The organism is Pseudomonas sp. IT-P253 (assembly GCF_949768125.1).
Lineage (GTDB): Bacteria > Pseudomonadota > Gammaproteobacteria > Pseudomonadales > Pseudomonadaceae > Aquipseudomonas.
This window is the reverse complement of record NZ_CATKPT010000055.1, coordinates 242,372-266,104: the sequence shown is the minus strand read 5'-3', so window position 1 is coordinate 266,104 and position 23,733 is coordinate 242,372. Positions and strand designations below refer to the sequence as shown.

Here is a 23,733-nt window from a genome sequence, read left to right as displayed (position 1 = left end):
AGATATGGGCATTTTTCTTATGCGTTATACCTTCAAGCAGCGGCGAAAAACGGCAGTGCCAAGTACAACTTGATCACGATGACATTAATGATGTCGATGAAGAAAGCCCCCACCATTGGCACCACCAGGAACGCTATCTGCGAAGGTCCGTAACGTTGCGTCACCGCTTGCATGTTAGCGATGGCCGTTGGCGTGGCCCCCAGTCCAAAACCGCAGTGCCCTGCCGCCAGAACTGCCGCATCGTAGTTGCTGCCCATCATTCTGAATGTCACGAAAATCGCAAACAGCGCCATGACCAACGCTTGCGCGGCCAGGATGATAAAGATCGGTAACGCCAGTGCTGCCAGATCCCACAGTTTGAGCGACATCAGAGCGATCGCCAGAAACAGCGATAAGCTGACATTCCCCAACACGGAAACTTCACGCTCAAACACCTGATACAAGCCAAGTGCGGAAAGGCCGTTGCGTAAGACCACACCCACGAACAAGACACATACGAACGTCGGCAACTCAAATGCAGTTCCGTGGAGCAGGCCATTCAAGAGGGAGCCTGCCATCAGACTGACGGCGATCAGGGCGAGCGTCTCGATAAACGAAAACGGCGTGATCGAGCGCTCTTTGTTTGGCTGCTCAAAGCCCTTCGGCAGACGCGGCTTATCTTTCTGGCAACCGGGTGTCTGGACACGTTTGATGAGCAGGCGAGCGACCGGACCACCAATCAAACCACCCAGCACCAAGCCAAACGTAGCAGAGGCCATCGCGAGTTCGGAGGCGGAAGCCAGACCAAACTTCTCGCTGAACGTCGCTCCCCATGCAGCGCCGGTACCGTGACCGCCAGACAACGTAATCGAGCCCGTCAACAGGCCCATCAACGGATCGAGCCCCAAGGCCTTTGCGAGGCCGATGCCCATGGCATTCTGGACCACCAGAAGCCCGATCACCGCCAGAAGAAAGATCCCTACTACGCGCCCGCCTTTCTTCAGGCTGGCAAAGTCTGCACTCAAGCCGATGGTGGCAAAAAAAGCCAACATCAGGGGAGTTTGCAGCGAGGTGTCAAATCGGACTTCGAAATCAAATCCCCGCAAAGCCAGGAGAAGCAGAGCCACCACCAGACCGCCTGCTACAGGCTCAGGGATATTGTAACTGCGTAAAAAACCGATTCGTGTGACCAGTCCGCGCCCCAGTAACAGTACTAAAGAGGCGGCCACAAGTGTTCCATAAAAATCGAGCTGAATCATTGGGATATTCTTGGATATATATTCAGGGGCGAACTTTTTACCTGGACACGCCTCTTGAACAGGTTGATCGTCTCAACACTGATTGTTTTTTAGATTCAAGGACCATCAATGGTCTGAATATATCGAAATATTTCTGAATAAATATTACTTATGGCAACTTTATCAACCGACAAGTCTCAATGCCAAACATATAGGCCGGACTGAAGCTGTGCAGTTGTGACTAAAAGTGTAAGAGCTAATGGCAACCCTCGTACACGGCTCGAGAAGTTAATTGAATTTCACAAAAATAAATGCCCCGAAAAGTCGGGGCATTTGTTTTTGATCGCGGCGGACCGAGTTTTCACACAGCCTGATTGCTGGCGGTTCTTTGTGCACGCTGATTTTCCCATGTAGGAGCGAGCTTGCTCGCTCCTACAGTTGATCGTTATTTGATCAACCGCCAGGTGAAGGGATACCGGTAAGGCAGCCCTTCATTGGCCTTCACGCCGCCAATGATCGCCAGCACCAGCGCACCGATCGCGACCAGACCGAACAGGAAAAACCCGACGATCACCACCATCAACAGCAAGCAAATGGCGGAGGCAATGGCGACAGTGATCTGAAAATTCAGCGCCTCCTTGCCCTGCGCATCGATGAACGGGTCCATCTCGCGCTTCATCTGCCAGAGAATCAGCGGACCGATCAGCGTGCCAAAGGGAACCCAGATCCCCAGCAAGGCGGACAAGTGACAAAACATTGCCCACTGACGAACCTCCTGGCTCGGTGTGGGAAGCGGCTGTTGCTCGTCACTCATGGCATCCTCCTTACGTGGAACGATCCAGTCAGTCGGCCAGTGCAGCCTTCTGCAGTTCGAAGATCTCGCTCATGCCTTTCTTCGCCAGTTCCAGCATCGCGCTCAGTTCTTCCGGCTGGAACGGCGCACCTTCGGCGGTGCCCTGAACTTCGATGAAACCGCCCGTGCTGGTCATCACCACGTTCAGGTCAGTCTCGGCAGCCGAGTCTTCCAGGTAGTCGAGGTCGAGCACAGGCTCGCCTTGGTACATGCCGACCGAAACGGCGGCGATCATTTGCTTCAGCGGGTCACCGCCTTTCAGGCCGCCGCGTTTCTTGATCACTTTCAAGGCGTCAACCAGTGCAACCATGGCACCGGTGATGGACGCGGTGCGAGTGCCGCCATCAGCCTGAATCACGTCGCAGTCGACGTAAAGGGTGACGTCGCCCAGTTTAGACATGTCCAGGGATGCACGCAGGGAACGACCGATCAGACGCTGGATTTCCAGGGTACGACCACCTTGTTTGCCGCGGCTCGCTTCACGCTGGTTACGCTCGCCGGTGGCGCGCGGCAGCATGCCGTATTCGGCGGTCAACCAGCCTTGGCCCTGACCTTTCAGGAAACGCGGCACACCGTTTTCGACGCTGACGGTGCAGATGACTTTGGTATCACCAAACTCGACCAGTACAGATCCCTCGGCGTGTTTGGTGTAGTTGCGGGTAATGCGGATCGAGCGGAGCTGATCGGCAGCGCGACCACTTGGACGTTTCATAGGGAATACCTGTACGGGGACGGAAAACTGCCGAGCATTATAGAGCCGCCGACCAAGACTGGGCACTTCTAAAAAATCCGCCCGACGATTGAAGGCTTAATCTTGAGCTTAGAACAGCGCTTTGCCGACGGCCTGCAGCCCTCTGTCACACCGTGTGTTTGGGCGCATCCCCCCCACTGCGCTACAATCCTGCGCCTTTGCTGCCTGTCGGCTTTAATTCACAGATAGCGGGTCCGCGAAACTTTCAGTAACGCATGGACCTGCATTGCGAGGTACCTCCATGGTGCACAGCATGACCGCCTTCGCCCGCGTCGAAAAAGCCGGCGCCCAAGGCACCCTGAGCTGGGAACTGCGCTCGGTCAACAGCCGCTACCTGGAGCCGCACGTGCGTCTACCGGAGTCGTTTCGCGACCTCGAAGGCGCGGTCCGCGAAGCCCTGCGCCAGGGCATCTCCCGGGGCAAGCTCGAATGCACCCTGCGCTTCACCGAAGAAAATACCGACAAGCCACTGCAAGTGGACCGCGAGCGCGCCGCGCAATTGGTCGCGGCCGCCGAGACGATCGCCAGCCTGATCAAGAACCCGGCCGCACTCAATCCACTCGAAGTCCTGGCCTGGCCTGGCGTACTCGTGGGCGACGCCACCGACCCGCAAGCACTGAATGCCGAAGCACTGGCGTTGTTCAACGCAGGCCTGAAAGAACTCAAGGCCGGCCGTGAACGCGAAGGCGCCGAGCTGGCGCGATTGATCAACGATCGCCTGACCTCCATTGAAGAAGACGTGGTCACCCTGCGCGAGCTGGTCCCACAGATGCTTGCGACTCAGCGCCAGAAAGTCCTCGACCGCTTCGCCGACATGAAAGCCGAGATGGACCCGCAGCGACTGGAACAGGAAATGGTCATGCTCGCTCAGAAGAGCGACGTCGCCGAAGAACTGGATCGCCTGAGCACTCACATCATCGAGGTTCGTCGGGTGCTCAAATCCGGCGGCGCTGCCGGTCGGCGCCTGGACTTCCTGATGCAGGAACTCAACCGCGAAGCCAACACACTGGGCTCCAAAGCCTTCGACCCGCGTAGCACCCAAGCGGCGGTCAACCTCAAAGTGTTGATCGAGCAGATGCGCGAACAAGTGCAGAATATTGAGTAAGGCAAACCCGACATGACCCACAGCACCGGCACCCTGTACATCATTTCCGCCCCTTCTGGCGCGGGCAAGAGCAGCCTGGTCAAGGCCCTGACCGACGCAGATCAGGAGATCCGCGTCTCGGTCTCCCACACCACCCGTGCCATGCGCCCCGGTGAAGTGAACGGCGTGAATTATCACTTCGTCGAACGCAGCGAATTCGTGAAGATGATCGAACACGGGGATTTCCTCGAGCGCGCCGAAGTGTTCGGCAACCTCTACGGCACTTCGCAAAGCCATCTGCAGCAGACCCTGGACGAAGGTCACGACCTGATTCTGGAAATCGACTGGCAAGGTGCAGAGCAAGTGCGCAAATTGATGCCCCAGGCCCGTTCGATCTTCATTCTGCCGCCGTCTCTGCAAGCCTTGCATCAGCGTCTGAACAATCGCGGCCAGGACAGCGACGAGGTCATCGAAGGCCGGATGCGCGAAGCCGTCAGCGAAATGAGCCACTACGTCGACTACGACTACCTGATCATCAACGACGATTTCGCCCATGCACTGGACGATTTGAAGGCGATTTTCCGTGCCAATCAGTTGCATCAGAAGCGCCAGCAGCAGCGCAACGGAAAACTTTTGGCTGAATTGCTCGGCTAAACAGCACTTCCCAAAACCGCTGCAAGGGCTTTACATTGGCACTTGCAGCGCGCTGAAGGGGCTGGTCAAAAAATCAGCGCTTCCCTAATCGCTGGTGATTTTTTAAACTGTTGAGTCCGCTCGCCCACCCGGGCAGCGCGCATATTGCATTCGCTCCGAGGAATACCATGGCCCGCGTAACCGTTGAAGACTGCCTGAACCACGTGGAAAACCGTTTTGAACTGGTCATGCTGTCCACCAAGCGTGCCCGTCAACTGGCCACCGGCGGCAAAGAGCCACTGGTACAGTGGGAAAACGACAAGCCTACCGTTGTAGCGCTGCGTGAAATCGCTGAAGGCCTGATGAGCTACGAGTTCATCGCCAATGCTGAAATCGTCGAAGACGAACCGCTGTTCGCAGCGTTCGAGGACGAGTCCAACGAGGCCGTCTAAAACTATGCCTGGTCGACGTAGCACGGCGCGGGGTCACAGCGAACGGCAGGAGTCATCATGCCGAGCATAGACGCCCTCGCCGATCGCTTATCGGCCTACCTCGGCAAGGACCAGGTCAACCTGGTCCGCCGAGCGTACTTCTACGCCGAACAAGCCCACGACGGCCAGCGCCGCCGTAGCGGCGAAGCGTACGTCACGCACCCACTCGCGGTTGCGAATATTCTTGCCGACATGCACATGGACCATCAGAGCCTGATGGCTGCGATGCTGCATGACGTGATCGAAGACACCGGTATTGCCAAGGAAGCGCTACAAGCGCAGTTCGGCGAAACCGTGGCCGAACTGGTCGACGGGGTCAGCAAACTGACCCAGATGAACTTCGAGACCAAAGCCGAAGCCCAGGCGGAAAACTTCCAGAAAATGGCCATGGCCATGGCACGCGACATTCGCGTGATCCTGGTCAAGCTGGCCGACCGCCTGCACAACATGCGCACGCTGGAGGTGCTGTCAGGCGAAAAACGCCGGCGCATCGCCAAGGAAACCCTCGAAATCTACGCACCCATTGCCAACCGGCTGGGCATGCACGCCATCCGCATAGAATTCGAAGACCTCGGCTTCAAGGCGATGCACCCGATGCGTTCCGCGCGAATCTACCAGGCGGTCAAACGCGCCCGGGGCAATCGCAAGGAAATCGTCAACAAGATCGAAGAGTCCCTCAGCCACTGCCTGGCCATCGACGAAATCCAGGGTGAAGTCAGCGGTCGCCAGAAACACCTCTACGGCATCTACAAGAAAATGCGCGGCAAACGTCGGGCCTTCAACGAGATCATGGACGTGTACGCGTTCCGGATCATCGTCGACAAGGTCGACACCTGCTACCGCGTGCTGGGTGCTGTACATAATTTGTACAAACCGTTGCCGGGGCGCTTCAAGGATTACATCGCGATCCCCAAGGCCAACGGCTATCAGTCGCTGCACACTACGCTGTTCGGCATGCACGGTGTTCCGATCGAGATCCAGATCCGTACCCGTGAAATGGAAGAGATGGCCAACAACGGCATCGCCGCCCACTGGCTGTACAAATCCAGCGGCGACGAGCAACCCAAGAGCACTCACGCCCGCGCCCGTCAGTGGGTCAAAGGCGTGCTGGAAATGCAGCAACGCGCCGGCAATTCGCTGGAATTCATTGAAAGCGTGAAGATCGACCTGTTCCCGGACGAGGTCTATGTGTTCACGCCTAAAGGCCGGATCATGGAGCTGCCCAAAGGCTCCACGGCAGTCGACTTCGCGTACGCGGTACACACTGACGTGGGCAACAGCTGCATTGCCTGCCGGATCAATCGTCGTCTCGCACCGCTGTCCGAGCCACTGCAAAGCGGCTCCACGGTCGAGATCGTCAGCGCCCCCGGCGCACGGCCGAACCCGGCGTGGCTCAACTTCGTGGTCTCCGGCAAGGCACGTACGCACATTCGCCACGCGCTGAAACTGCAACGCCGCTCCGAGTCCATCAGCCTCGGCGAACGCCTGTTGAACAAGGTCCTCAACGGGTTCGACAGCTCCCTGGAGAAGGTTGCGGCCGAGCGCGTCAAAGCGATGCTCGCCGAGTATCGCCTCGAACTGATCGAAGACCTGCTCGAAGACATCGGCCTGGGCAATCGCATGGCTTATGTGGTCGCCCGCCGCCTGCTCGGCGAAGGCGAACAGCTGCCAAGCGCGGAAGGTCCGCTGGCCATTCGCGGCACCGAAGGCCTGGTGCTCAGCTACGCCAAGTGCTGCACGCCGATCCCGGGCGACCCGATTGTCGGCCACTTGTCGGCAGGCAAAGGCATGGTCGTGCACCTGGACAACTGCCGCAACATCAGCGAAATCCGCCACAACCCGGAAAAATGCATCCAGCTCTCGTGGGCCAAGGATGTTACCGGTGAATTCAACGTCGAACTGCGCGTCGAGCTGGAACACCAGCGCGGCCTGATTGCGCTGCTGGCCAGCAGCGTCAATGCCGCCGACGGCAATATCGAGAAAATCAGCATGGACGAACGCGATGGTCGCATCAGCGTGGTCCAACTGGTGGTCAGCGTGCACGACCGTGTGCACCTGGCCCGCGTAATCAAGAAACTGCGCGCCCTGACCGGGGTGATTCGCATCACCCGCATGCGTGCGTAGCCCACCCATTACAAGGAGTCATACATGACCAAGACTGTTATCACCAGCGACAAGGCCCCGGCTGCCATCGGTACTTACTCCCAGGCGATCAAGGCTGGCAACACCGTTTACATGTCGGGTCAAATCCCTCTGGACCCAAAAACCATGGAACTGGTCGAAGGCTTCGAAGCCCAGACCGTCCAGGTGTTCGAGAACCTCAAGGCCGTGGCTGAAGCCGCCGGTGGTTCGTTCAAAGACATCGTCAAACTGAACATTTTCCTCACCGACCTGAGCCACTTCGCCAAGGTCAACGAAATCATGGGCAAGTACTTTGACCAGCCATACCCTGCCCGCGCCGCCATCGGCGTAGCGGCCCTGCCAAAGGGTTCGCAGGTTGAAATGGATGCCATTCTGGTCATCGAGTAATGCGTCCGGCGCAACCCTCAAAGGTTGCGCCGCTGCCGTATGTATAAAAAGCGTCTTGAAAGGACCTCACCATGCGCACTGCGCTAGCTCTCTCGCTGGTCGCCCTATTCTTGGGCGGATGTGCCAGCAAACCTGCCGACCGTGATATCAGCGGCACCTGGATCAACCAGGCGGCGATTGATGCTGCCTCCAAAGGCGGCCCACTGCGTGAGGCGCTCCAGGCTTACGGCCCGAACCTGGAATGGAACGTCAACACCAGGGCCGCTCAGGCCCGCTACACCAACGGTTTTGAAAATGTCGAAGGCAAGCTGCTGGGCGAAGAGTCCGGCGCCTGGAAAATCGACTTTTATGGCAGCTCCGCCAGCGAGCTGAAGCGTGATGGCAAACAACTGAGCCAGGTCGCAAATGATAACGAGCCTGAACAAGTCTTCGACCGCGCCCTGATTCAAGTGCCGGATGGCGCACCGATTGGCGCCAGTTTCGAACGCGCACTGTATTCCGCATACATGGGTGGCAGCTGGAAAGTCGTCAGCGGTCCCGGTGAAGGCAACACCGTGCAGTTCCAGGCCGACGGCCAGGTTGCAGGCCTGCCAGGTGCGGATCGCTATGCGCTGTGTCTGGCCGGCGATTGCGCGTCAATGAGCGGTGGCAACGACAACATGTGGTTGCAACTGAACGGCCAGGGCAACACCTGGATCTTTGCGCGCAAGGGCAAGGAGCTGGAGATTCTCCAGGCCGTGAACACTGCGCAGGCGGACGAGATGCCTTCGTTCACCCCGGGTGATCGCAAGTGGTTGCTCGAAAAGCAGTAAGCAACGCATAACCCAATGTGGGAGCGAGCTTGCTCGCTCCCACAGTTGTTTGTGGTGTTTGTGAGTCAGCAGCGGCCTTCGAGGATGGCGGCATACCCTTCGCGATAACTCGGATACTTCGGCACCCAGCCCAATGCTTTCGCTCGCGCATTGCTGCAGCGCTTGCTCCCGGTGCGCCGCACGCTCGCGTCATCGGCCCATTCCGTCACGCCCAAATAGTCGCGCAACCAGCCCACCACCTCGGCAAGTGGTGCTGGCGCATCGTCGACACCGATATAGACATCATCCAGCGCCACGCCGCGCCCATCCGCCTCCAGCAGGCACGCCATCAACCCTGCGGCATCATCGGCATGAATGCGATTGGCATACAGCGGCGGATCGATCGCGACGCGATAACCCCGACGAACCTGAGTCAACAACCACTCGCGATCCGGACCGTAGATACCGGTCAGACGTACGATGCTGGCCGGGATGCCACTGTTCAGGGCAACCTGCTCGGCTTCCAGCATCAAACGTCCTGAGTAGCCCGCGGCCATCGCTGGCGAAGTCTCGTCGACCCACTCGCCATCCTGCTGGCCGTAAACACTGCTGCTGGAAACAAACAGCAATCGATTGGGCTCCTGCCCATAGTCGTTCAGCCAGCTCAGCACATGCTGCAAGCCCTGCACATAAGCTGCGCGATAACCAGCTTCATCACGCTCGGTGGCGGACGCGCAATACACCAGGTAATCCACCGCGCCGACTGGCCAGGTCGCCGGACAGTCTTCATTGAACAAGTCACCAGCAACGCCAATCACCCCCTTGGGCAGGCGTGAGATATCACGCCGCAGACCATAAACCTCCCACCCGGCAGCCAACAACCGGGTTGCCAGACGACTACCAATATCACCGCAGCCGGCGATCAATACAGAGGGTGCGGACATCAGAAAACTCCCATCGGAAAGACAAAGACTAGCGTCTGCAAAGGGCCAGCGGCTAGCAATGGAGGAAAAAAGAGACCCTATCGCTTTTGCTAACAAGAATTATTTGCAATAATGCCCGCCACTTTTGTTCTCGGCCTTACGTGGCCTGGAAGAACATTAACCGTCCTTTTTCTCTCAGGTCCGGCCAGCATGACACGCAATCAATTCCCCGCTTCGCCAACCAAACGACCTCGCGCCTGGAGCGCAATGGCCGCCCTGCTGATCAGCCTGATGCTGGCGCCTGTCGCCGCTTTCGCCGACGCACAAGCGCCAGCACCCGCCAATCACACCGCACCTGCCGCTGCTCCGGTCGCGACCGACCCGGCCCAGGCTGTCGCCACCAACGCCGAAGACGCTCCCGAAGTCCTCGAAGCCGACAACACCTTGGGCATGGCCCATGACCTGTCGCCGTGGGGCATGTACCAGAACGCCGACATCATCGTGAAAATCGTGATGATCGGCCTGGCCATCGCCTCGATCATCACCTGGACTATCTGGATCGCCAAGGGCTTCGAGTTGATGGGCGCCAAGCGTCGTCTGCGCAGCGAAATCGCCCACCTGAAACAAGCCACCACCCTTAAAGAAGCCAGCGCTTCGGCCGCCAAGGCTGGCACCCTCGCCCACCTGCTGGTGCACGATGCACTGGAAGAAATGCGCCTGTCGACCAATAGCCGCGAGAAAGAAGGCATCAAGGAACGCGTCAGCTTCCGCCTTGAGCGCCTGGTTGCAGCCTGCGGTCGCAACATGAGCAGCGGCACCGGTGTGCTCGCCACTATCGGCTCCACCGCGCCGTTCGTAGGTCTGTTCGGCACCGTGTGGGGCATCATGAACAGCTTCATCGGCATCGCCAAAACCCAGACCACCAACCTTGCCGTCGTGGCACCCGGCATCGCCGAAGCCCTGCTGGCTACCGCGCTGGGCCTGGTTGCCGCGATTCCAGCTGTGGTGATCTACAACGTCTTCGCCCGCTCCATCGCCGGTTACAAGGCGCAGGTGTCCGACGCTTCGGCGCAAGTCCTGTTGCTGGTCAGCCGTGACCTCGATCACACGCCGCCCGAGCGCGTCTCGCAACCGCACATGGTGAAAGTGGGGTAATCGGCCATGGGCCTGCATTTGAAAGAAGGCGCAGACGACGATCTGGTCGAGAACCACGAAATCAACGTCACACCGTTCATCGATGTGATGCTGGTGCTGTTGATCATCTTCATGGTGGCGGCCCCGCTCGCCACCGTGGACATCAAGGTCGACCTGCCCGCCTCCAGCGCCAAACCGGCGCCACGGCCAGAGAAGCCGGTGTTCCTCAGTGTCAAAGCGGACCAGCGCCTGTTCCTCGGCGAAGACGAAGTGAAGGCCGAAGCGCTCGGCGCCACACTCGACGCCAAAACCCAGGGCAAGAAAGACACGACGATCTTCTTCCAGGCCGATAAAGGCGTGGACTACGGTGACCTGATGAGCGTGATGGACAACCTGCGCGCCGCCGGTTACCTGAAGGTAGGTCTGGTCGGGCTCGAGACGGCAGTCAAGAAATGATCACCACGCGCCATAAGCTGACGCGTTATAGCGCGAGCCTGGCCGTGGTGCTGGGCGTCCATGCGCTGGCCATAGCGCTGGCGCTGAACTGGACAACGCGCCCACCCATCGAGCTGCCACCGCAGGCGATGATGATCGAGTTGGCACCCGTTCCAGCCCCGCCACCACCGGCCCCGCCGAAAGTGATAACGCCGCCACAGCCACCCGCCCCGGTGGAAGAACTGCCCATTCCTAAACTGGCTGAAGTACCGAAGGCCGAGATTGCCGTGCCAAAACCGGTCAAGCCCAAGCCGAAGCCTCAACCGCCCAAGCCGGTGGAGAAAAAACCGGAACCACCGAAGGACAAGCCCTCCGAGGAAAAACCGAGCGACACGCAACCGACTCAGGCACCCACGGAAAAATCCGCTCAACCGGCACCGGGGCCGTCGCCAGCGCAGCAGGCCGCCAACGCCAGCTGGCAAGGCGCCCTGCTCGCTCACCTGGCCAAGTACAAAAAGTACCCGGCCAGCGCACAGGCACGGGGCAAGGAAGGGTTGAACCGTCTGCGCTTCGTGGTGGATGGCGAAGGTAACGTGTTGTCATTCGAACTGGTGGGGCTCTCCGGCAACGCCGACCTGGACCGGGCGACCCTGGAAATGATCCGCCGCGCCCAACCGCTGCCCAAGCCACCGGCCAACATGCTGAACAACGGCGCCATCGAAATCGTTGCACCCTTTGTTTATTCGCTGGAACGTCGGCGCTGATTAATGTGGGAGCGAGCTTGCTCGCGATGAGGTCATCACATTCAACATTTTCGTTGACTGTAAAATCGCTATCGCGAGCAAGCTCGCTCCCACAGGTTCGTGATCCAGCCATAAAGGCACCGAAAAGTGCCTTTTGCCTATCTGCCAGCGGCAAACCTGCATTGCCCTGTGTCACCCAACACACTCAGTCTGATAACGTGCGTCTATCGATTGCAGCCGGTATGCTTGGCTCGCAACTTCATGGACGCTTGCTATGACTCTTACAGAATTACGCTACATCGTTACTCTCGCCCAAGAGCAGCACTTCGGCCACGCGGCCGAGCGTTGCCACGTCAGCCAGCCGACCCTGTCGGTGGGCGTGAAAAAGCTTGAAGACGAACTCGGTGTGCTGATTTTCGAGCGCAGCAAAAGCGCCGTGCGCCTGACCCCCGTCGGCGAAGGCATTGTGGCCCAGGCGCAGAAAGTCCTGGAACAGGCCCAAGGCATCCGCGAACTGGCCCAGGCCGGCAAGAACCAACTGACCGCCCCGCTGAAAGTCGGCGCGATCTACACCGTCGGTCCATACCTGTTCCCACACCTGATTCCACAACTGCACCGGGTCGCCCCGCAGATGCCGTTGTACATCGAAGAAAACTTCACCCACGTCCTGCGCGACAAACTGCGCAACGGCGAACTGGACGCGATCATCATCGCCCTGCCGTTCAACGAAGCCGATGTGCTGACGCTGCAGCTCTATGACGAGCCGTTCTACGTCCTGATGCCGGCCCAGCACCCGTGGACGCAAAAACACTCCATCGACGCCGCCCTGCTCAACGACAAGAGCCTGCTGCTGCTCGGTGAAGGCCATTGCTTCCGCGATCAAGTCCTGGAAGCCTGCCCGACGCTGGCCAAAGGCAACGACGGCGCCAAGCACACCACGGTGGAATCCAGCTCCCTGGAAACCATTCGCCACATGGTCGCGTCTGGCCTGGGCATTTCGATCCTGCCGCTGTCGGCGGTAGACAGCCATCACTACGCCCCGGGCGTCCTCGAAGTGCGTCCTCTGTCGCCGCCAGTGCCGTTCCGCACCGTGGCGATCGCCTGGCGTGCGAGCTTCCCGCGGCCGAAAGCGATTGAGATTCTCGCTGACTCCATTCGCCTGTGCTCGGTGGCCAAGCCACCGGTGCCCGTGGTTGCGGCTTAAGTTGCTGACATGACCGAGTTGTCGCAAGTGTCGGTGACGGCGCTCAAGGGTGTCGGCGAGGCCATGGCCGAGAAATTGGCCAAAGTCGGCCTGGAGAATCTCCAGGACGTGCTGTTTCACCTGCCGTTGCGTTATCAAGACCGTACTCGGGTGGTCCCGATCGGCCATTTACGACCTGGGCAAGACGCCGTGATCGAAGGCACCGTCAGTGGCGCCGACGTGGTCATGGGCCGTCGCCGCAGCCTCGTGGTTCGCCTTCAAGACGGCACCGGCGGGCTGAGCCTGCGCTTCTACCATTTCAGCAACGCACAAAAAGAAGGCCTTAAACGCGGCACGCGGATTCGCTGCTACGGCGAAGCTCGGCCCGGTGCGTCGGGGCTGGAAATCTACCACCCGGAATACCGCGCCATTACCGGTGACGAGCCGCCGCCGGTGGATGAAACCCTGACCCCGGTGTATCCGCTCACCGAAGGCCTGACCCAGCAGCGCTTGCGCCAACTGTGCATGCAAACCCTGACGCTGCTCGGCCCCAAAAGTCTGCCCGACTGGTTGCCGACCGAACTGGCGCGGGACTATCAACTGGCGCCGCTGGCCGATGCAATCCGCTACCTGCATCACCCACCCGCCGATGCCGATGTCGATGAGCTTGCCCTCGGTCATCATTGGGCGCAGCACCGTTTGGCCTTCGAAGAACTGCTGACCCATCAGCTGTCCCAGCAGCGCCTGCGCGAAAGCATGCGCTCCCTGCGCGCGCCGGCAATGCCCAAGGCCACCGAACTGCCGGCCAGGTACCTGGCCAATTTGGGTTTTACGCCGACTGGTGCCCAGCAACGGGTCGGCAACGAAATCTCATACGACCTGAGTCAGCATGAGCCGATGTTGCGGCTGATTCAGGGCGATGTCGGCGCGGGTAAAACCGTGGTCGCCGCCCTCGCCGCGCTCCAGGCCCTGGAAGCGGGTTATCAGGTCGCGCTAATGGCGCCCACCGAGATTCTCGCCGAACAGCACTACATCACCTTCAAGCGCTGGCTCGAACCGCTGGGCATTGAAGTCGCGTGGCTGGCCGGCAAGCTCAAGGGCAAGAACCGTGTTGCGGCACTGGAACAGATCGCCAGTGGCACACCGATGGTGGTCGGCACTCACGCACTGTTCCAGGACGAAGTGCAGTTCAAGAACCTCGCGCTGGCGATCATCGACGAACAACACCGCTTCGGCGTGCAACAGCGGCTGGCACTGCGGCAGAAAGGTGTCGGCGGGCGAATGTGTCCGCATCAACTGATCATGACGGCCACGCCAATCCCAAGGACGCTGGCCATGAGCGCCTACGCCGACCTCGACACCTCGATCCTCGACGAACTGCCACCCGGTCGTACACCGGTAAACACCGTATTGATCACCGATACCCGGCGCGTCGAAGTCATCGAGCGCGTGCGCGGTGCCTGTGCAGAAGGACGCCAGGCCTATTGGGTGTGCACGCTGATCGAAGAGTCGGAAGAGCTGACCTGCCAAGCGGCCGAAACCACCTACGAAGACCTCACCGCAGCCCTCGGCGAGCTGAAGGTCGGCTTGATCCACGGCCGCATGAAGCCCGTCGAGAAAGCCGCTGTGATGGCCGAATTCAAGGCTGGCAACTTGCAGCTGCTGGTCGCCACCACGGTGATCGAAGTCGGCGTCGACGTGCCGAACGCCAGCCTGATGATTATCGAAAACCCCGAGCGCCTCGGCCTCGCGCAGCTGCACCAGTTGCGCGGCCGAGTCGGCCGAGGCAGCGCCGCCAGCCATTGCGTGCTGCTTTACCATCCGCCGCTGTCACAGATCGGGCGTCAGCGGCTGGGCATCATGCGCGAAACCAACGACGGCTTTGTCATCGCCGAAAAAGACCTCGAGCTGCGCGGCCCCGGCGAAATGCTCGGCACGCGCCAGACCGGCCTGCTGCAATTCAAGGTCGCCGACCTGATGCGCGACGCCGACCTGTTGCCCGCCGTGCGCGATGCCGCTCAGGCGCTGCTGGAACGCTGGCCGGATCACGTCAGCCCGTTACTCGACCGTTGGTTGCGCCATGGGCAGCAATACGGCCAAGTGTGAGCACCGTCTCAGTTTCTGGGCCCTGGCTTTAAACAAGCTGGTTATACTCCTGCAATTGTTTTGGAACGGATACAGACCATGACCGAAGTTGCCCTCGCGCCCGTCCCCCCGCACGCTCCGTCGGTCATTCGGCTGTTGCTGGGCAAATTGGGTATCGCCTATGAAGAAGTCCTCGAACACCACGGCCTGAATGCCTCGCGCAAGGTTCAAGCCGTTCTGGTCGAGGACGCCGTTGGCGCTCTGATGGTGTTGTTCCCCCAAAGCCAGTTGCTGGACCTCAACCGCCTCGCCGAACTCATCGGCCGCCGCCTCACCGCCGTACCCAACGAGCGCTTGGTGAAGATGCTCGGCAAACACAACCTGAGCTTGCTACCCGGCCTGCCGACGCTGACCAGTTCGCCGTGCCTGTACGAAGAAAGCCTGCTGCGCGAGCCGAAGTTGCTGATCAACTCGGGCGAGCCAGGTGTGCTGCTGGAAATCACCAGCGAAGCCTTTAAAACCATGCTGACCAAGGCCAGCGCCGCCAACTTCGGCGAAGCCCTGACCCGCATCCGCCCGAACCTCGACCGCCCCGACGATGACCGCGAGGAAATCACCCAGGCCGTTCAAGCGTTCACCGCGCGACGCATCCAGCAACGCCTGGAAGAGACCATCGAAATTCCGCCGCTGGCCGAGACCGCACAAAAAATCATCAAACTGCGCGTCGACCCCAACGCCACCATTGACGACATTACCGGCGTCGTCGAAACCGACCCGGCCCTGGCGGCACAAGTCGTGAGCTGGGCCGCGTCGCCGTACTACGCCTCGCCGGGCAAGATCCGTTCAGTGGAAGACGCCATCGTCCGGGTGCTCGGTTTCGACCTGGTGATCAACCTCGCACTGGGCCTGGCCCTGGGCAAAACCCTGAGCCTGCCCAAAGACCACCCGCAACACAGCACACCGTACTGGCACCAATCGATCTACACCGCCGCCGTCATCGAAGGCCTGACCCGCGCCATGCCGCGCGCCCAACGCCCGGAAGCCGGCCTGACCTACCTCGCCGGCCTGCTGCACAACTTCGGCTACTTGCTGCTGGCCCACGTGTTCCCGCCGCACTTCTCGCTGATCTGCCGCCACCTGGAGGTCAACCCACACCTGTGCCACAGCTACGTCGAACAACACCTGCTGGGCATCAGCCGCGAACAGATCGGCGCCTGGCTGATGCGCTACTGGGACATGCCGGACGAACTGGCCACCGCACTGCGCTTCCAGCACGACCCAAGCTACGACGGCGCCTACGCCGAGTACCCGAACCTTGTTTGCCTGTCCGTGCGCCTGCTGCGTAACCGTGGCATCGGCTCTGGCCCGGATGAAGACATCCCGGATGCCTTGCTGGAGCGTGTGGGTTTGACCCGCGAAAAAGCCCACGACGTTGTCAGCAAAGTCCTCGAAGCCGAAGTGCTGCTGCGCGAACTCGCCTCGCAATTTACCTCGGCCTAAACGCATTCGCGAGCAGGCTCGCTCCCACACGGATCACCTAAACCCTGTGTGCGAGCCTGCTCGCGAAGAATCCAACCCGGTCTACCTGATAAACCTCAAGCCTTCGCCTTCCTCGGCTTCAAATACTTGGCCAGCCCCTGATACCAGATCACTAGCGACACTCTTTCCCTCAATGAGCCCGCGAGGACAGAAAGCAAGCGCACTGCTAGGATTTGACTGCAAATAGAGGGCTTTCCGATGACCCAAACAGCGGCTGTCAGTGTTGCAAGTCAGGTCCGCAAGCTTGCCAAGGACCACAAGGTCACTGCTGAACCTGACGGCATGAGCCGTATGGCCGTGAGCATTACCCGTTTGGCTGGCGATATCGTCGAACTGGATGGTGTCGAGCAATTGCTCGTCAATCTCAAGAAAAAAGGCATTCTGAGCAAGTCTGAGACTCTGACAATCCAAGGACGCTATCTTCAGGAAAGGCGTTCAAAGAAACGCAACGCATGACTGATCCAGAAGTCCAGCAGATCTACAAGACCTACAGGGTCCAGCCTCTCGACACCCGGGGAGCTCCTGAATCGGATGACTGAAGAGGCTAAAGTGCTCGCGAAGAATCCCGCGGGCGACCTGAAAGACCTCAAGCCTTAGGCTTCGCCTTCCTCGGCTTCAAATACTTGGTCAACCCCTGAAACCAGATCACCAGCGCCGGGTTGCCCTTGATCTGAATCGACTTGTCCTGAATCCCCGTCATAAACGCCAACTGCTTGTTCTTCGCCTGCATTGTGGCAAAGCCATAGGCCGCGTCTTTAAAGGCAATCGCAAACGCCGGCTCGGCATAGACGCCCGACTTGCTGGTGATGCGCTGATCCTTCACAAAGAAATGTCGCGCCACTTTCCCGTTCAGGGTCTGTAGTTGAAACACCAACTCCCTGTCGCCCAGCTGCTGCTGAAACGCCGGGTTGGTCCGACTGGCCTTTCCCATCAACAAACCGAGCATCCACAGAAGAAAACGAAATTTCATGCGCACAGCCTCAAGAGAAAAATGAACGGCGGGCGCAGTGTAGCGGCTTCATGCAAGAACGCCACTATCGGGTTGCGTTAGAAGAAGATGTCACTATTTTTGACGCTGATGACTACCAAGTCATTGACGAAACACTTCTGTTTAAAAACAGACGATTTTTGATCTTTCTACCCTCGGCTCTATCGGACATTTCCTTCGACACGCGTCGCTGTTCATGAACTAGGCAGCCCTCGACTTCACCGATAGTCTCTGTTCGTCGTCGCAAAATCGGTGACACGGACGTGCAAGTCCGATTCCAGGTGCGCAATTGCTTATGGCTATTCGTCGGGCGTTTTCCTATGCTCGCGGGTCGTTATGGCGGCTGTGCGTCGGAGACCTTCGGGTCTGCCGGTTCCTGGATCGGTCTTGCACACCAACGCACAGCTGCCACCTCTTTCGAAGTGCAAAGCGAAATGGTGTCAGTCTCTTAATTCCAGGAGCTACATCCATGATCAAGCCAACACCGAACCCGCCAGAAAACCCTGGCACATCTCCCTACGAATCCTTCGATTCCAAAAAACTCCACGAAGCCGCCGAACGCGCCCTCGACGTCCATTTCGTCCCACCAAAGCAGACACCACCACCGAAACGCAAAGGCCAACTTTTCAGCGTCTGCCCTGACATCAACATTGAAGCGCTCCTCGCCAACGCTTCAGAAGACCTGCTGTCTATCAGCGCTATCGCCGCCGACCTCGCCGACGATGTGGACGGCTCACGCCGCTCCATCGCGTTGGCGCTTAGCCGCATGGCCGACGGGGTGCATCTGTTGGTGGACCGAGCGTTGGATTACCTGGATGAACCGGAAATGGCGGCGGTAATCACCAAGCAACAAATCCGAGTCAGCTGACTCTCACAGCAGAAAAACAAAACCCGATTGGTCTCCCCAACAATCGGGGTTTTCTTTGGCTAAGACCTGTAGCAGCTGGCGAAGCCTGCGTCCGGCTGCGCAGCAGTCGTAAATTCAGACTATGCGGTGCGTCAGACCCACCGGGCACTCAGGGTTTACGACTGCTGCGCAGCCGGACGCAGGCTTCGCCAGCTGCTACAAGGTTTTCGTTGTCCGTTACGTCCGAAGTCGCAGGCGTTGCAGCCAAGACGAAGTGGCGCCCATCACGTCACGCAGCTGAGCGGCAGTGATGGTGCGCTTGGCCGTATCGAAGGCCAGTGCCGTTCGTAACGCTGGCCAGCAATTTCTCGGTAGGTTTGGAGGGGCGCATAACTTGCGGTCGAGGCGGCCGTCGCGCGCCTCGATCGAAGGCAAACGGCGAAACGGGTGTTTGCCGCCCGACAATTCGTAGAGCACGCACGCCACGCCGTAGACGTCGGCACTGGCCGACAGCGGCTGACCTTCGAGCAGTTCGGGCGCAGCGTAGCCGGGGGTCCAAGCGTTGAAGCGGTCGCGGCTCAGATGCGGCAAGCCAGGCAGAATGCCCTCCTGCGCCTGACCCAGACCGAAATCGAACAAGCGCAGGCCGTCGTCGCCGAGCATTACATTGCTCGGCTTCATGTCGCCGTGCAGCACGCCGCGAGCGTGGGCATAGGCCAGCGCGTCGAGTAGCGGCAGCGCGATGTCGCGCAGTTCTTTCCATGGCAGGCCCAAGGGCCGCTCGCAGAGCAGTTTGTCCAAGGTCAGCCCACGCATGAGTTCCATGGTGATGAAGGCGCGCTGGCCATCGGTGTCCACTTCGAAGCTGTACAAACGCAGCACGTTGTCGTGGCGCAGTCGTCGGGTCAGGGCGAACTCGCTGTAGAGCAAGGCACTGGCGTCCGACGATTCGGACAATTCTTCGCTGAGGACTTTCAGCGCAATGTAAGGGTCGGGATCGCCGAACTGCTCGCTCAGCAGGTCCCGTGCCCGGTACACCGCACCCATGCCGCCGGCACCGAGCAGGCGCTCGATACAGTAACGACCTGCCAGCACGTCAGGCATTTCACCGACGCTGGCCCTTGTCGGCGCCAGTGCTGGCCCCGCTTTGTGCGACTTGGCGAACGCAAAGTAAGTCAGGTTGTCGGCTTGCTCGTCGCTCACCACCAGGTTGTCGAGCGGCGGCATGAGCCGAGTCATTGGCGGATCACCACGGCAGTCAGGTTATCCCGCGCCGAGCCATGCAGCGCGCCGTCGAACAGACGCTCCAGGGCTATGTGCGGCGCAGTCAGGCTCAGGGCCTTACCCAAGGCATCGGTGCCTAGCCCGTTGTACAAGCCATCGCTGCACAACAGAAACGCATCGTCGGGATAGACCTCGAGCTCAAGCACATCCAGCGTCAGCTGGTCAGCAGCCCCAACCGCTCGGGTCAGGGCATGAGCGCCTGGATGTGCATGCGCGTCCTCAACACTCATGTTTTGCTCGTCGATCATTTGCTGTTGCAGCGAATGATCTTTGGACAGCTGATACAAACACTGGCCGCGCCACAGGTAGCAACGGCTGTCGCCGGCCCAGATGCAGGCCGCGCGATTGCCTTCCACCAGCAGCGCCACGACGGTGCTGCCCATGATGCTGTCGTGATGCCCGGCCGTGATGGTCAACTCCTGACCCAAACGACGGTTAAGCCAGTGCAGACACTGGCGCACGCTTTTGAGTCGTTCGTCAAAGTCATCTGGCACCGGTAATTCCGCCAGGCTGGCGACGATCAATTGGCTGGCAATGTCGCCCCCTTGATGCCCGCCCATGCCGTCCGCGACCACCCACAGCCCCTGCTGTGGACAGTCGAGAAAAGCATCTTCGTTACGCGCCCGAACCTTGCCGACGTCGGTACGCGCAGCGCTGCGCCAGGGACTGGCAACCCGCATCAGAGCTGCACCGGCATACGGAAGGTACGCAGCACCCCCATGTCGAATGGATTCGGTGTGCGCTGGCTGCTCAGCAAGTAGTTGGCGCGCAGGCCGCCTACGTCGGCCTTCAGCACCATCACATCACGACCGCTCAGGTACTCGATCTGCATCAGGTCGAACAGACGGAACAGCGACCAAGGACCGGTGTTCTTCTCGATGCCGATCGGGCGGCCGGCCATTTTGTCGAGGACCAGGCTAGTACGACCGTCTTCGGCGTCGACCGGCCATTTGAACGACACCGGCACGATCGGGCCGTGGCGGTATTCGAGGGTCTTGTCGCCGAACTTGAACTCGGAACGGCTAACTGCGGGGTCAAGGCTGTACGGTTCCAGTTTGAACTGCACTTGCGGCTCGGCCGGGTTGATCGAGAAGAAGCTCTGGCGGATCACTTGTGCCGCGGCCATCTGGTCGAGGTAAACCTTGGAGATCGGCAGGCGGTGACCGTCAATGCTGCGCATACGGTAGTTTCCTGGATCGCCGCTGACGAACGGACGCATGTACGTATCAAAGAAGCGATCGGCAATGCCCTGAGCCTTGAAAAACTCGCGGAAGTCGCTGATCGCCACGTCACTGGTGCTGTGGGCGCTGAACGGGTAGCGCTTGTTGATCGCTTTGCCATAAAAGCTGTACAGCTCGCTCTGATAGCGCTGGTTGAGGTATTGGTGGGTATCGTTGAGCACCAGACGCCAGGCGTCTTCGGCCAGCACATTGATCCATACGCTGACCGGACGCGGCAGTCGGTTAGATGCGTTACGCAGGTTGCTCAGCGCATCACGCTGGCCACTCATGCGGGCTTTGGCCATTTCGAACGCCGCTTGTTCCGGTGCGCTGGCACGTGCCAGGCTCGCCAGCTGCAGTTGCAGGTCGTTGAGCGCATTCAGCGCTGGCGTCAGGTCCGCGGCGGGGCCGTTGTTGTCATCCAGCAAACGGTGGAGTGGTTCGAAGCGGCGTTGCAGAGATTTCTTCGCGGTGTCGGGCAGCTGTTTTGACCTATTAGCCACCCCATCCGATACTTTGTCCGCCGCGGCAGCGGCCAGTTTACCTAGCTTGCCACCCTTCTCGCCCAGTTTAGCGGCAGCGTCAGCGGCGTCATCGGCACTCTCCGCTATCACCCTGAAACGCGTGTTCTCGCGCACTTCCACCAGCAGTTGCAACAAGGGCGAGTTGGCGGAAGTGAGGCCTGCCAGTTGCTCGGCACCTTCACCGGCATTGTTGATCGGTGGCAGGGCCACTTGGCCGACCGCTTCGCTCCAGAAGTTAGCGTAGTCGCGGAAGTACAGTTGCTCCAGTTCGACCATCAGGCGACGCAAGTCCATGCCGCTAATGCCTGAACCTTCGCCCAGTACCCAGTTGTCTCGCAAAATGTCGGTGATCAGCGCTGTACCCTGGACCGAGAAATACTGCTGATAACCCTGTTGCGTGTAGAAGCCCGGGATCACCGAATCGGTGCCGACAAACAATGTCCCCTGAGGACCCAAATGTTGGCTCAAACGGTATTCCGGCAGGTGGCGGGCCTGCTCTCGCAGCATCCGGTAAACCACGTTGGCCAGCGATTCGCTGCGCAACACCTGACGCGCTTGCGCTACCAGTTGATCGTTCAGCGGGTAGATAAACGGCTGCTTCAGCAAACGCTCAAAGTGGGTGTTCAAACCATTCTGTACCGCGGTGTTGCCGGCGTAACGCAGGGACCAGTCCGTGGCGACCCAATCTGTGAGCCACGCCACATCGCGGCGATCCTTCATGTTCAGCATCAGGTACGCGCGAAGGCTGTTGAGCAGGCGTTCGCGGTCCTTCATGTTGGCGCGAACCTGCCCTTCCAGCAGCGTCGCGACGCGTGGCAGCAGCTGCGCGTCAAGCTCACGCTCGTAGGCATCCTTGACCACCGGATTGACCTCTTCGCCCTGATACAGACCGCCGCGCTCGCGGTAACTCACGTCAGCTTTTTTCGGGAAGACCTGAGTCGCCGCGTAGCGGGTATCGAGGGTCACGAGCACCGCCATGGAGTCATCACGCGCGGTCAGGGCCGATCGCTGTTGGGTCCAGGTGGTGGTCAGGTTGCGCAGGTTTTCCAGACGTTCGTAGTTGGTAGAGAAACCGCCCGACCACAGCAGGCCGAATAAGCCCAACGCGGCCAATGCACCGACGTACAACGTACGCTGGCCCCAATGGATGCGGCTGCGTTCGCGTTTGTCCAGACCGGCCAGATCGGCTTCGGGGAAAATCACCCGACTGAGCACATGGTGAATGAACCGTGAACGACCACTGTGCAGAGTCGGCAGCACGCCGGAATTGATGCCCAGATTGGCGCCGATGCCGGCGGTGACCTGGTCCATTTCCTGGGTCAGGTGCGGAGCACTGGTCAGGTAGAAACCGCGCAACTGGCTTACACGCTGATAACGGTTGCCGGTGAACGCCATGTCGACGAACAGGCACAGAGGCTCGCCGACTTGCCCAAGTTGATGCGGGAAATCAAGGATGCGGCCACGACGCTGAGTGTCGCGTTCCTGGTGCATGCGCATGATCACCTGGCTGTTCAGGCGATGCAGCAGCGCTTCGAACTCGGCGCGCAGCACCGTCACGTCGGTACCATTCTGCTGTTTGCGGAAACTGGTGCCCAGCACCTGATCGCTTTCTTCACGGGACAACTGATCGAAGAACTCATTGAATCCGAGCAGCTTGTCCGCCTTACTCAGCACCAGATAAACCGGCGCATCAACGTGTAGTCTCTGATGCACGTCTTGCAGTCGGGCACGCACTTGGCGAGCCAGTGTTTCGAGTTCTGGCCGGGTGGCGCCCAGCAGCATTTCTACCGGGATAGTCACCAGCACACCATTCAACGGACGATTGCGGCGACGCTTGCGCAGCAAATCGAGCAACGTGCTCCAGGCGCCACCATCGACTTCAACATCCGGCTGGGTCAGGTAACGCCCGGCGGTGTCAATCAGCACCCCGTGGTCGGCGAAGTACCAGTCGCAATGGCGGGTGCCCAGGGTGTCGCGGGTCAACTTGCGTTCGATCTTGTTGATCGGAAACTCAAGACCCGAGAAGTCCAGCAGGCTGGTCTTGCCACTGCCCTGCGGGCCGATCAGCAAATACCAGGGCAAATCGCTGCGCCAGCGCTCGCTGCGGCCGCGGTACAGGCTCGAGGTCTTCAGGGTTTTCCATGCATCCTTGAAACGCACGCGAAGCTCTTTCTGTTCTTCGTCCATGCGCGCCTCACGGCGGATACGGTCCTGGCCGTTTTCGGTATCTTCGACGGTTTTTTTTAGCACACCGGCGCGCCAGCTGACGAAGACCATGGTCAGGCCCCAGATCAGGAACAGCACACTAATGGTCAGCAGGCGGGACGTCGAACCTTCCCAGAACTTATAGTCATTGACCGCCAGCAGCGGCCCGACAAACCACACCAGCAGTGCGACGAACAGCACCAGCAGCAAGGTCCAGACCCAGGTATGACGCAGGAACGCGCCGACTTTTTTGAAAAGCTTTTTCATCACACGT

22 protein-coding genes are annotated in these 23,733 nt (G+C 59.7%); 14 read left to right on the top strand and 8 right to left on the bottom strand.

Annotation, left to right across the window (positions count from 1 at the left end; all coding sequences use genetic code 11):
* Window positions 1-32: 32 nt before the first annotated feature.
* The 3 genes from gltS to rph all read right to left on the bottom strand — a co-directional run bounded on the left by gltS (window position 33) and on the right by rph (window position 2,782).
* Entirely contained in the window at window positions 33-1,238 is a 1,206-nt protein-coding gene (gltS, locus tag ACM6IR_RS23630) for a sodium/glutamate symporter (RefSeq protein ID WP_414909927.1), read from the bottom strand.
* Window positions 1,239-1,662: 424 nt separating this feature from the next.
* Window positions 1,663-2,031: a DUF4870 domain-containing protein gene (locus tag ACM6IR_RS23625; protein WP_414909926.1), complete on the bottom strand. Its 369-nt coding sequence runs from the start codon at window positions 2,029-2,031 to the stop codon at window positions 1,663-1,665.
* A 28-nt stretch (window positions 2,032-2,059) separates the two neighbouring features.
* On the bottom strand, window positions 2,060-2,782 hold the full coding sequence (gene rph / locus ACM6IR_RS23620) for a ribonuclease PH (protein WP_414909925.1): 723 nt from the start codon (window positions 2,780-2,782) through the stop codon (window positions 2,060-2,062).
* 280 nt (window positions 2,783-3,062) lie between these two features.
* On the opposite strand from rph, the gene ACM6IR_RS23615 reads away from it, so the two are divergent.
* The 6 genes from ACM6IR_RS23615 to ACM6IR_RS23590 all read left to right on the top strand — a co-directional run bounded on the left by ACM6IR_RS23615 (window position 3,063) and on the right by ACM6IR_RS23590 (window position 8,370).
* Window positions 3,063-3,926, top strand: a complete 864-nt coding sequence (locus ACM6IR_RS23615) for a YicC/YloC family endoribonuclease (RefSeq protein WP_414909924.1) — start codon at window positions 3,063-3,065, stop codon at window positions 3,924-3,926.
* Between the two features lie 12 nt (window positions 3,927-3,938).
* Window positions 3,939-4,559, top strand: coding sequence for a guanylate kinase (gmk, locus tag ACM6IR_RS23610; RefSeq protein WP_414909923.1), 621 nt, complete (start codon window positions 3,939-3,941; stop codon window positions 4,557-4,559).
* Between the two features lie 167 nt (window positions 4,560-4,726).
* Window positions 4,727-4,990, top strand: coding sequence for a DNA-directed RNA polymerase subunit omega (rpoZ, locus tag ACM6IR_RS23605; protein WP_007894670.1), 264 nt, complete (start codon window positions 4,727-4,729; stop codon window positions 4,988-4,990).
* A gap of 57 nt (window positions 4,991-5,047) precedes the next feature.
* Entirely contained in the window at window positions 5,048-7,153 is a 2,106-nt protein-coding gene (spoT, locus tag ACM6IR_RS23600) for a bifunctional GTP diphosphokinase/guanosine-3',5'-bis pyrophosphate 3'-pyrophosphohydrolase (RefSeq protein WP_414909922.1), read from the top strand.
* A gap of 24 nt (window positions 7,154-7,177) precedes the next feature.
* Entirely contained in the window at window positions 7,178-7,558 is a 381-nt protein-coding gene (locus ACM6IR_RS23595; RefSeq protein ID WP_003229509.1) for a RidA family protein, read from the top strand.
* A 71-nt stretch (window positions 7,559-7,629) separates the two neighbouring features.
* Window positions 7,630-8,370: a hypothetical protein gene (locus ACM6IR_RS23590; RefSeq protein ID WP_414909921.1), complete on the top strand. Its 741-nt coding sequence runs from the start codon at window positions 7,630-7,632 to the stop codon at window positions 8,368-8,370.
* 65 nt (window positions 8,371-8,435) lie between these two features.
* On the opposite strand, the gene ACM6IR_RS23585 is transcribed toward ACM6IR_RS23590, so the two are convergent.
* Complete coding sequence (locus ACM6IR_RS23585) at window positions 8,436-9,293, bottom strand: SDR family oxidoreductase (RefSeq protein WP_414909920.1); 858 nt, start codon at window positions 9,291-9,293, stop codon at window positions 8,436-8,438.
* Window positions 9,294-9,482: 189 nt separating this feature from the next.
* Between ACM6IR_RS23585 and exbB the strand changes: the two genes are divergently transcribed.
* The 7 genes from exbB to ACM6IR_RS23550 all read left to right on the top strand — a co-directional run bounded on the left by exbB (window position 9,483) and on the right by ACM6IR_RS23550 (window position 16,847).
* Window positions 9,483-10,427 (top strand): tonB-system energizer ExbB, encoded by a 945-nt coding sequence (gene exbB / locus ACM6IR_RS23580; RefSeq protein ID WP_414909919.1) that lies wholly within the window; start codon window positions 9,483-9,485, stop codon window positions 10,425-10,427.
* Between the two features lie 6 nt (window positions 10,428-10,433).
* Entirely contained in the window at window positions 10,434-10,862 is a 429-nt protein-coding gene (exbD, locus tag ACM6IR_RS23575) for a TonB system transport protein ExbD (RefSeq protein ID WP_414909918.1), read from the top strand.
* Window positions 10,859-11,605 (top strand): TonB family protein, encoded by a 747-nt coding sequence (locus tag ACM6IR_RS23570; RefSeq protein ID WP_414909917.1) that lies wholly within the window; start codon window positions 10,859-10,861, stop codon window positions 11,603-11,605. Before exbD ends, ACM6IR_RS23570 begins: the two co-directional genes overlap by 4 nt.
* Before the next feature lie 253 nt (window positions 11,606-11,858).
* Window positions 11,859-12,788: a LysR substrate-binding domain-containing protein gene (locus ACM6IR_RS23565; RefSeq protein WP_414909916.1), complete on the top strand. Its 930-nt coding sequence runs from the start codon at window positions 11,859-11,861 to the stop codon at window positions 12,786-12,788.
* Window positions 12,789-12,797: 9 nt separating this feature from the next.
* Window positions 12,798-14,873: an ATP-dependent DNA helicase RecG gene (gene recG, locus ACM6IR_RS23560; protein WP_414909915.1), complete on the top strand. Its 2,076-nt coding sequence runs from the start codon at window positions 12,798-12,800 to the stop codon at window positions 14,871-14,873.
* Between the two features lie 78 nt (window positions 14,874-14,951).
* Window positions 14,952-16,352, top strand: a complete 1,401-nt coding sequence (locus ACM6IR_RS23555; protein ID WP_414909914.1) for an aminoacyl-tRNA deacylase and HDOD domain-containing protein — start codon at window positions 14,952-14,954, stop codon at window positions 16,350-16,352.
* A 237-nt stretch (window positions 16,353-16,589) separates the two neighbouring features.
* Window positions 16,590-16,847 (top strand): hypothetical protein, encoded by a 258-nt coding sequence (locus ACM6IR_RS23550; RefSeq protein ID WP_414909913.1) that lies wholly within the window; start codon window positions 16,590-16,592, stop codon window positions 16,845-16,847.
* Window positions 16,848-16,977: 130 nt separating this feature from the next.
* On the opposite strand, the gene ACM6IR_RS23545 is transcribed toward ACM6IR_RS23550, so the two are convergent.
* Entirely contained in the window at window positions 16,978-17,361 is a 384-nt protein-coding gene (locus tag ACM6IR_RS23545) for a helicase (protein WP_414909912.1), read from the bottom strand.
* 487 nt (window positions 17,362-17,848) lie between these two features.
* Between ACM6IR_RS23545 and ACM6IR_RS23540 the strand changes: the two genes are divergently transcribed.
* On the top strand, window positions 17,849-18,247 hold the full coding sequence (locus ACM6IR_RS23540) for a DUF6124 family protein (protein WP_414909911.1): 399 nt from the start codon (window positions 17,849-17,851) through the stop codon (window positions 18,245-18,247).
* A gap of 216 nt (window positions 18,248-18,463) precedes the next feature.
* Here ACM6IR_RS23540 and ACM6IR_RS23535 read toward each other — a convergent pair whose 3' ends face one another.
* Genes ACM6IR_RS23535 through tssM form a run of 3 tightly spaced genes read right to left on the bottom strand, consistent with a single transcriptional unit; the run spans window position 18,464 to window position 23,726 of the window.
* Window positions 18,464-19,465, bottom strand: coding sequence for a serine/threonine-protein kinase (locus ACM6IR_RS23535; RefSeq protein ID WP_414909910.1), 1,002 nt, complete (start codon window positions 19,463-19,465; stop codon window positions 18,464-18,466).
* Window positions 19,462-20,190, bottom strand: coding sequence for a PP2C family protein-serine/threonine phosphatase (locus tag ACM6IR_RS23530; protein WP_414909909.1), 729 nt, complete (start codon window positions 20,188-20,190; stop codon window positions 19,462-19,464). Before ACM6IR_RS23530 ends, ACM6IR_RS23535 begins: the two co-directional genes overlap by 4 nt.
* Entirely contained in the window at window positions 20,190-23,726 is a 3,537-nt protein-coding gene (gene tssM, locus ACM6IR_RS23525) for a type VI secretion system membrane subunit TssM (protein ID WP_414909908.1), read from the bottom strand. Before tssM ends, ACM6IR_RS23530 begins: the two co-directional genes overlap by 1 nt.
* Window positions 23,727-23,733 lie beyond the last annotated feature (7 nt).

Bases quoted from the DNA above. Each gene is read 5' to 3' on its own strand.
- ACM6IR_RS23530 (WP_414909909.1), bottom strand. From the start codon at position 20,190: ATGCGGGTTGCCAGTCCCTGGCGCAGCGCTGCGCGTACCGACGTCGGC.
- recG (WP_414909915.1), top strand. From the start codon at position 12,798: ATGACCGAGTTGTCGCAAGTGTCGGTGACGGCGCTCAAGGGTGTCGGC.
- ACM6IR_RS23550 (WP_414909913.1), top strand. From the start codon at position 16,590: ATGACCCAAACAGCGGCTGTCAGTGTTGCAAGTCAGGTCCGCAAGCTT.
- gltS (WP_414909927.1), bottom strand. From the start codon at position 1,238: ATGATTCAGCTCGATTTTTATGGAACACTTGTGGCCGCCTCTTTAGTA.
- gmk (WP_414909923.1), top strand. From the start codon at position 3,939: ATGACCCACAGCACCGGCACCCTGTACATCATTTCCGCCCCTTCTGGC.
- rph (WP_414909925.1), bottom strand. From the start codon at position 2,782: ATGAAACGTCCAAGTGGTCGCGCTGCCGATCAGCTCCGCTCGATCCGC.
- exbD (WP_414909918.1), top strand. From the start codon at position 10,434: ATGGGCCTGCATTTGAAAGAAGGCGCAGACGACGATCTGGTCGAGAAC.
- tssM (WP_414909908.1), bottom strand. From the start codon at position 23,726: ATGAAAAAGCTTTTCAAAAAAGTCGGCGCGTTCCTGCGTCATACCTGG.
- ACM6IR_RS23615 (WP_414909924.1), top strand. From the start codon at position 3,063: ATGGTGCACAGCATGACCGCCTTCGCCCGCGTCGAAAAAGCCGGCGCC.
- ACM6IR_RS23535 (WP_414909910.1), bottom strand. From the start codon at position 19,465: ATGACTCGGCTCATGCCGCCGCTCGACAACCTGGTGGTGAGCGACGAG.
- ACM6IR_RS23540 (WP_414909911.1), top strand. From the start codon at position 17,849: ATGATCAAGCCAACACCGAACCCGCCAGAAAACCCTGGCACATCTCCC.
- ACM6IR_RS23570 (WP_414909917.1), top strand. From the start codon at position 10,859: ATGATCACCACGCGCCATAAGCTGACGCGTTATAGCGCGAGCCTGGCC.
- spoT (WP_414909922.1), top strand. From the start codon at position 5,048: ATGCCGAGCATAGACGCCCTCGCCGATCGCTTATCGGCCTACCTCGGC.
- ACM6IR_RS23545 (WP_414909912.1), bottom strand. From the start codon at position 17,361: ATGAAATTTCGTTTTCTTCTGTGGATGCTCGGTTTGTTGATGGGAAAG.
- ACM6IR_RS23595 (WP_003229509.1), top strand. From the start codon at position 7,178: ATGACCAAGACTGTTATCACCAGCGACAAGGCCCCGGCTGCCATCGGT.
- ACM6IR_RS23590 (WP_414909921.1), top strand. From the start codon at position 7,630: ATGCGCACTGCGCTAGCTCTCTCGCTGGTCGCCCTATTCTTGGGCGGA.
- ACM6IR_RS23585 (WP_414909920.1), bottom strand. From the start codon at position 9,293: ATGTCCGCACCCTCTGTATTGATCGCCGGCTGCGGTGATATTGGTAGT.
- ACM6IR_RS23565 (WP_414909916.1), top strand. From the start codon at position 11,859: ATGACTCTTACAGAATTACGCTACATCGTTACTCTCGCCCAAGAGCAG.
- ACM6IR_RS23625 (WP_414909926.1), bottom strand. From the start codon at position 2,031: ATGAGTGACGAGCAACAGCCGCTTCCCACACCGAGCCAGGAGGTTCGT.
- exbB (WP_414909919.1), top strand. From the start codon at position 9,483: ATGACACGCAATCAATTCCCCGCTTCGCCAACCAAACGACCTCGCGCC.
- ACM6IR_RS23555 (WP_414909914.1), top strand. From the start codon at position 14,952: ATGACCGAAGTTGCCCTCGCGCCCGTCCCCCCGCACGCTCCGTCGGTC.
- rpoZ (WP_007894670.1), top strand. From the start codon at position 4,727: ATGGCCCGCGTAACCGTTGAAGACTGCCTGAACCACGTGGAAAACCGT.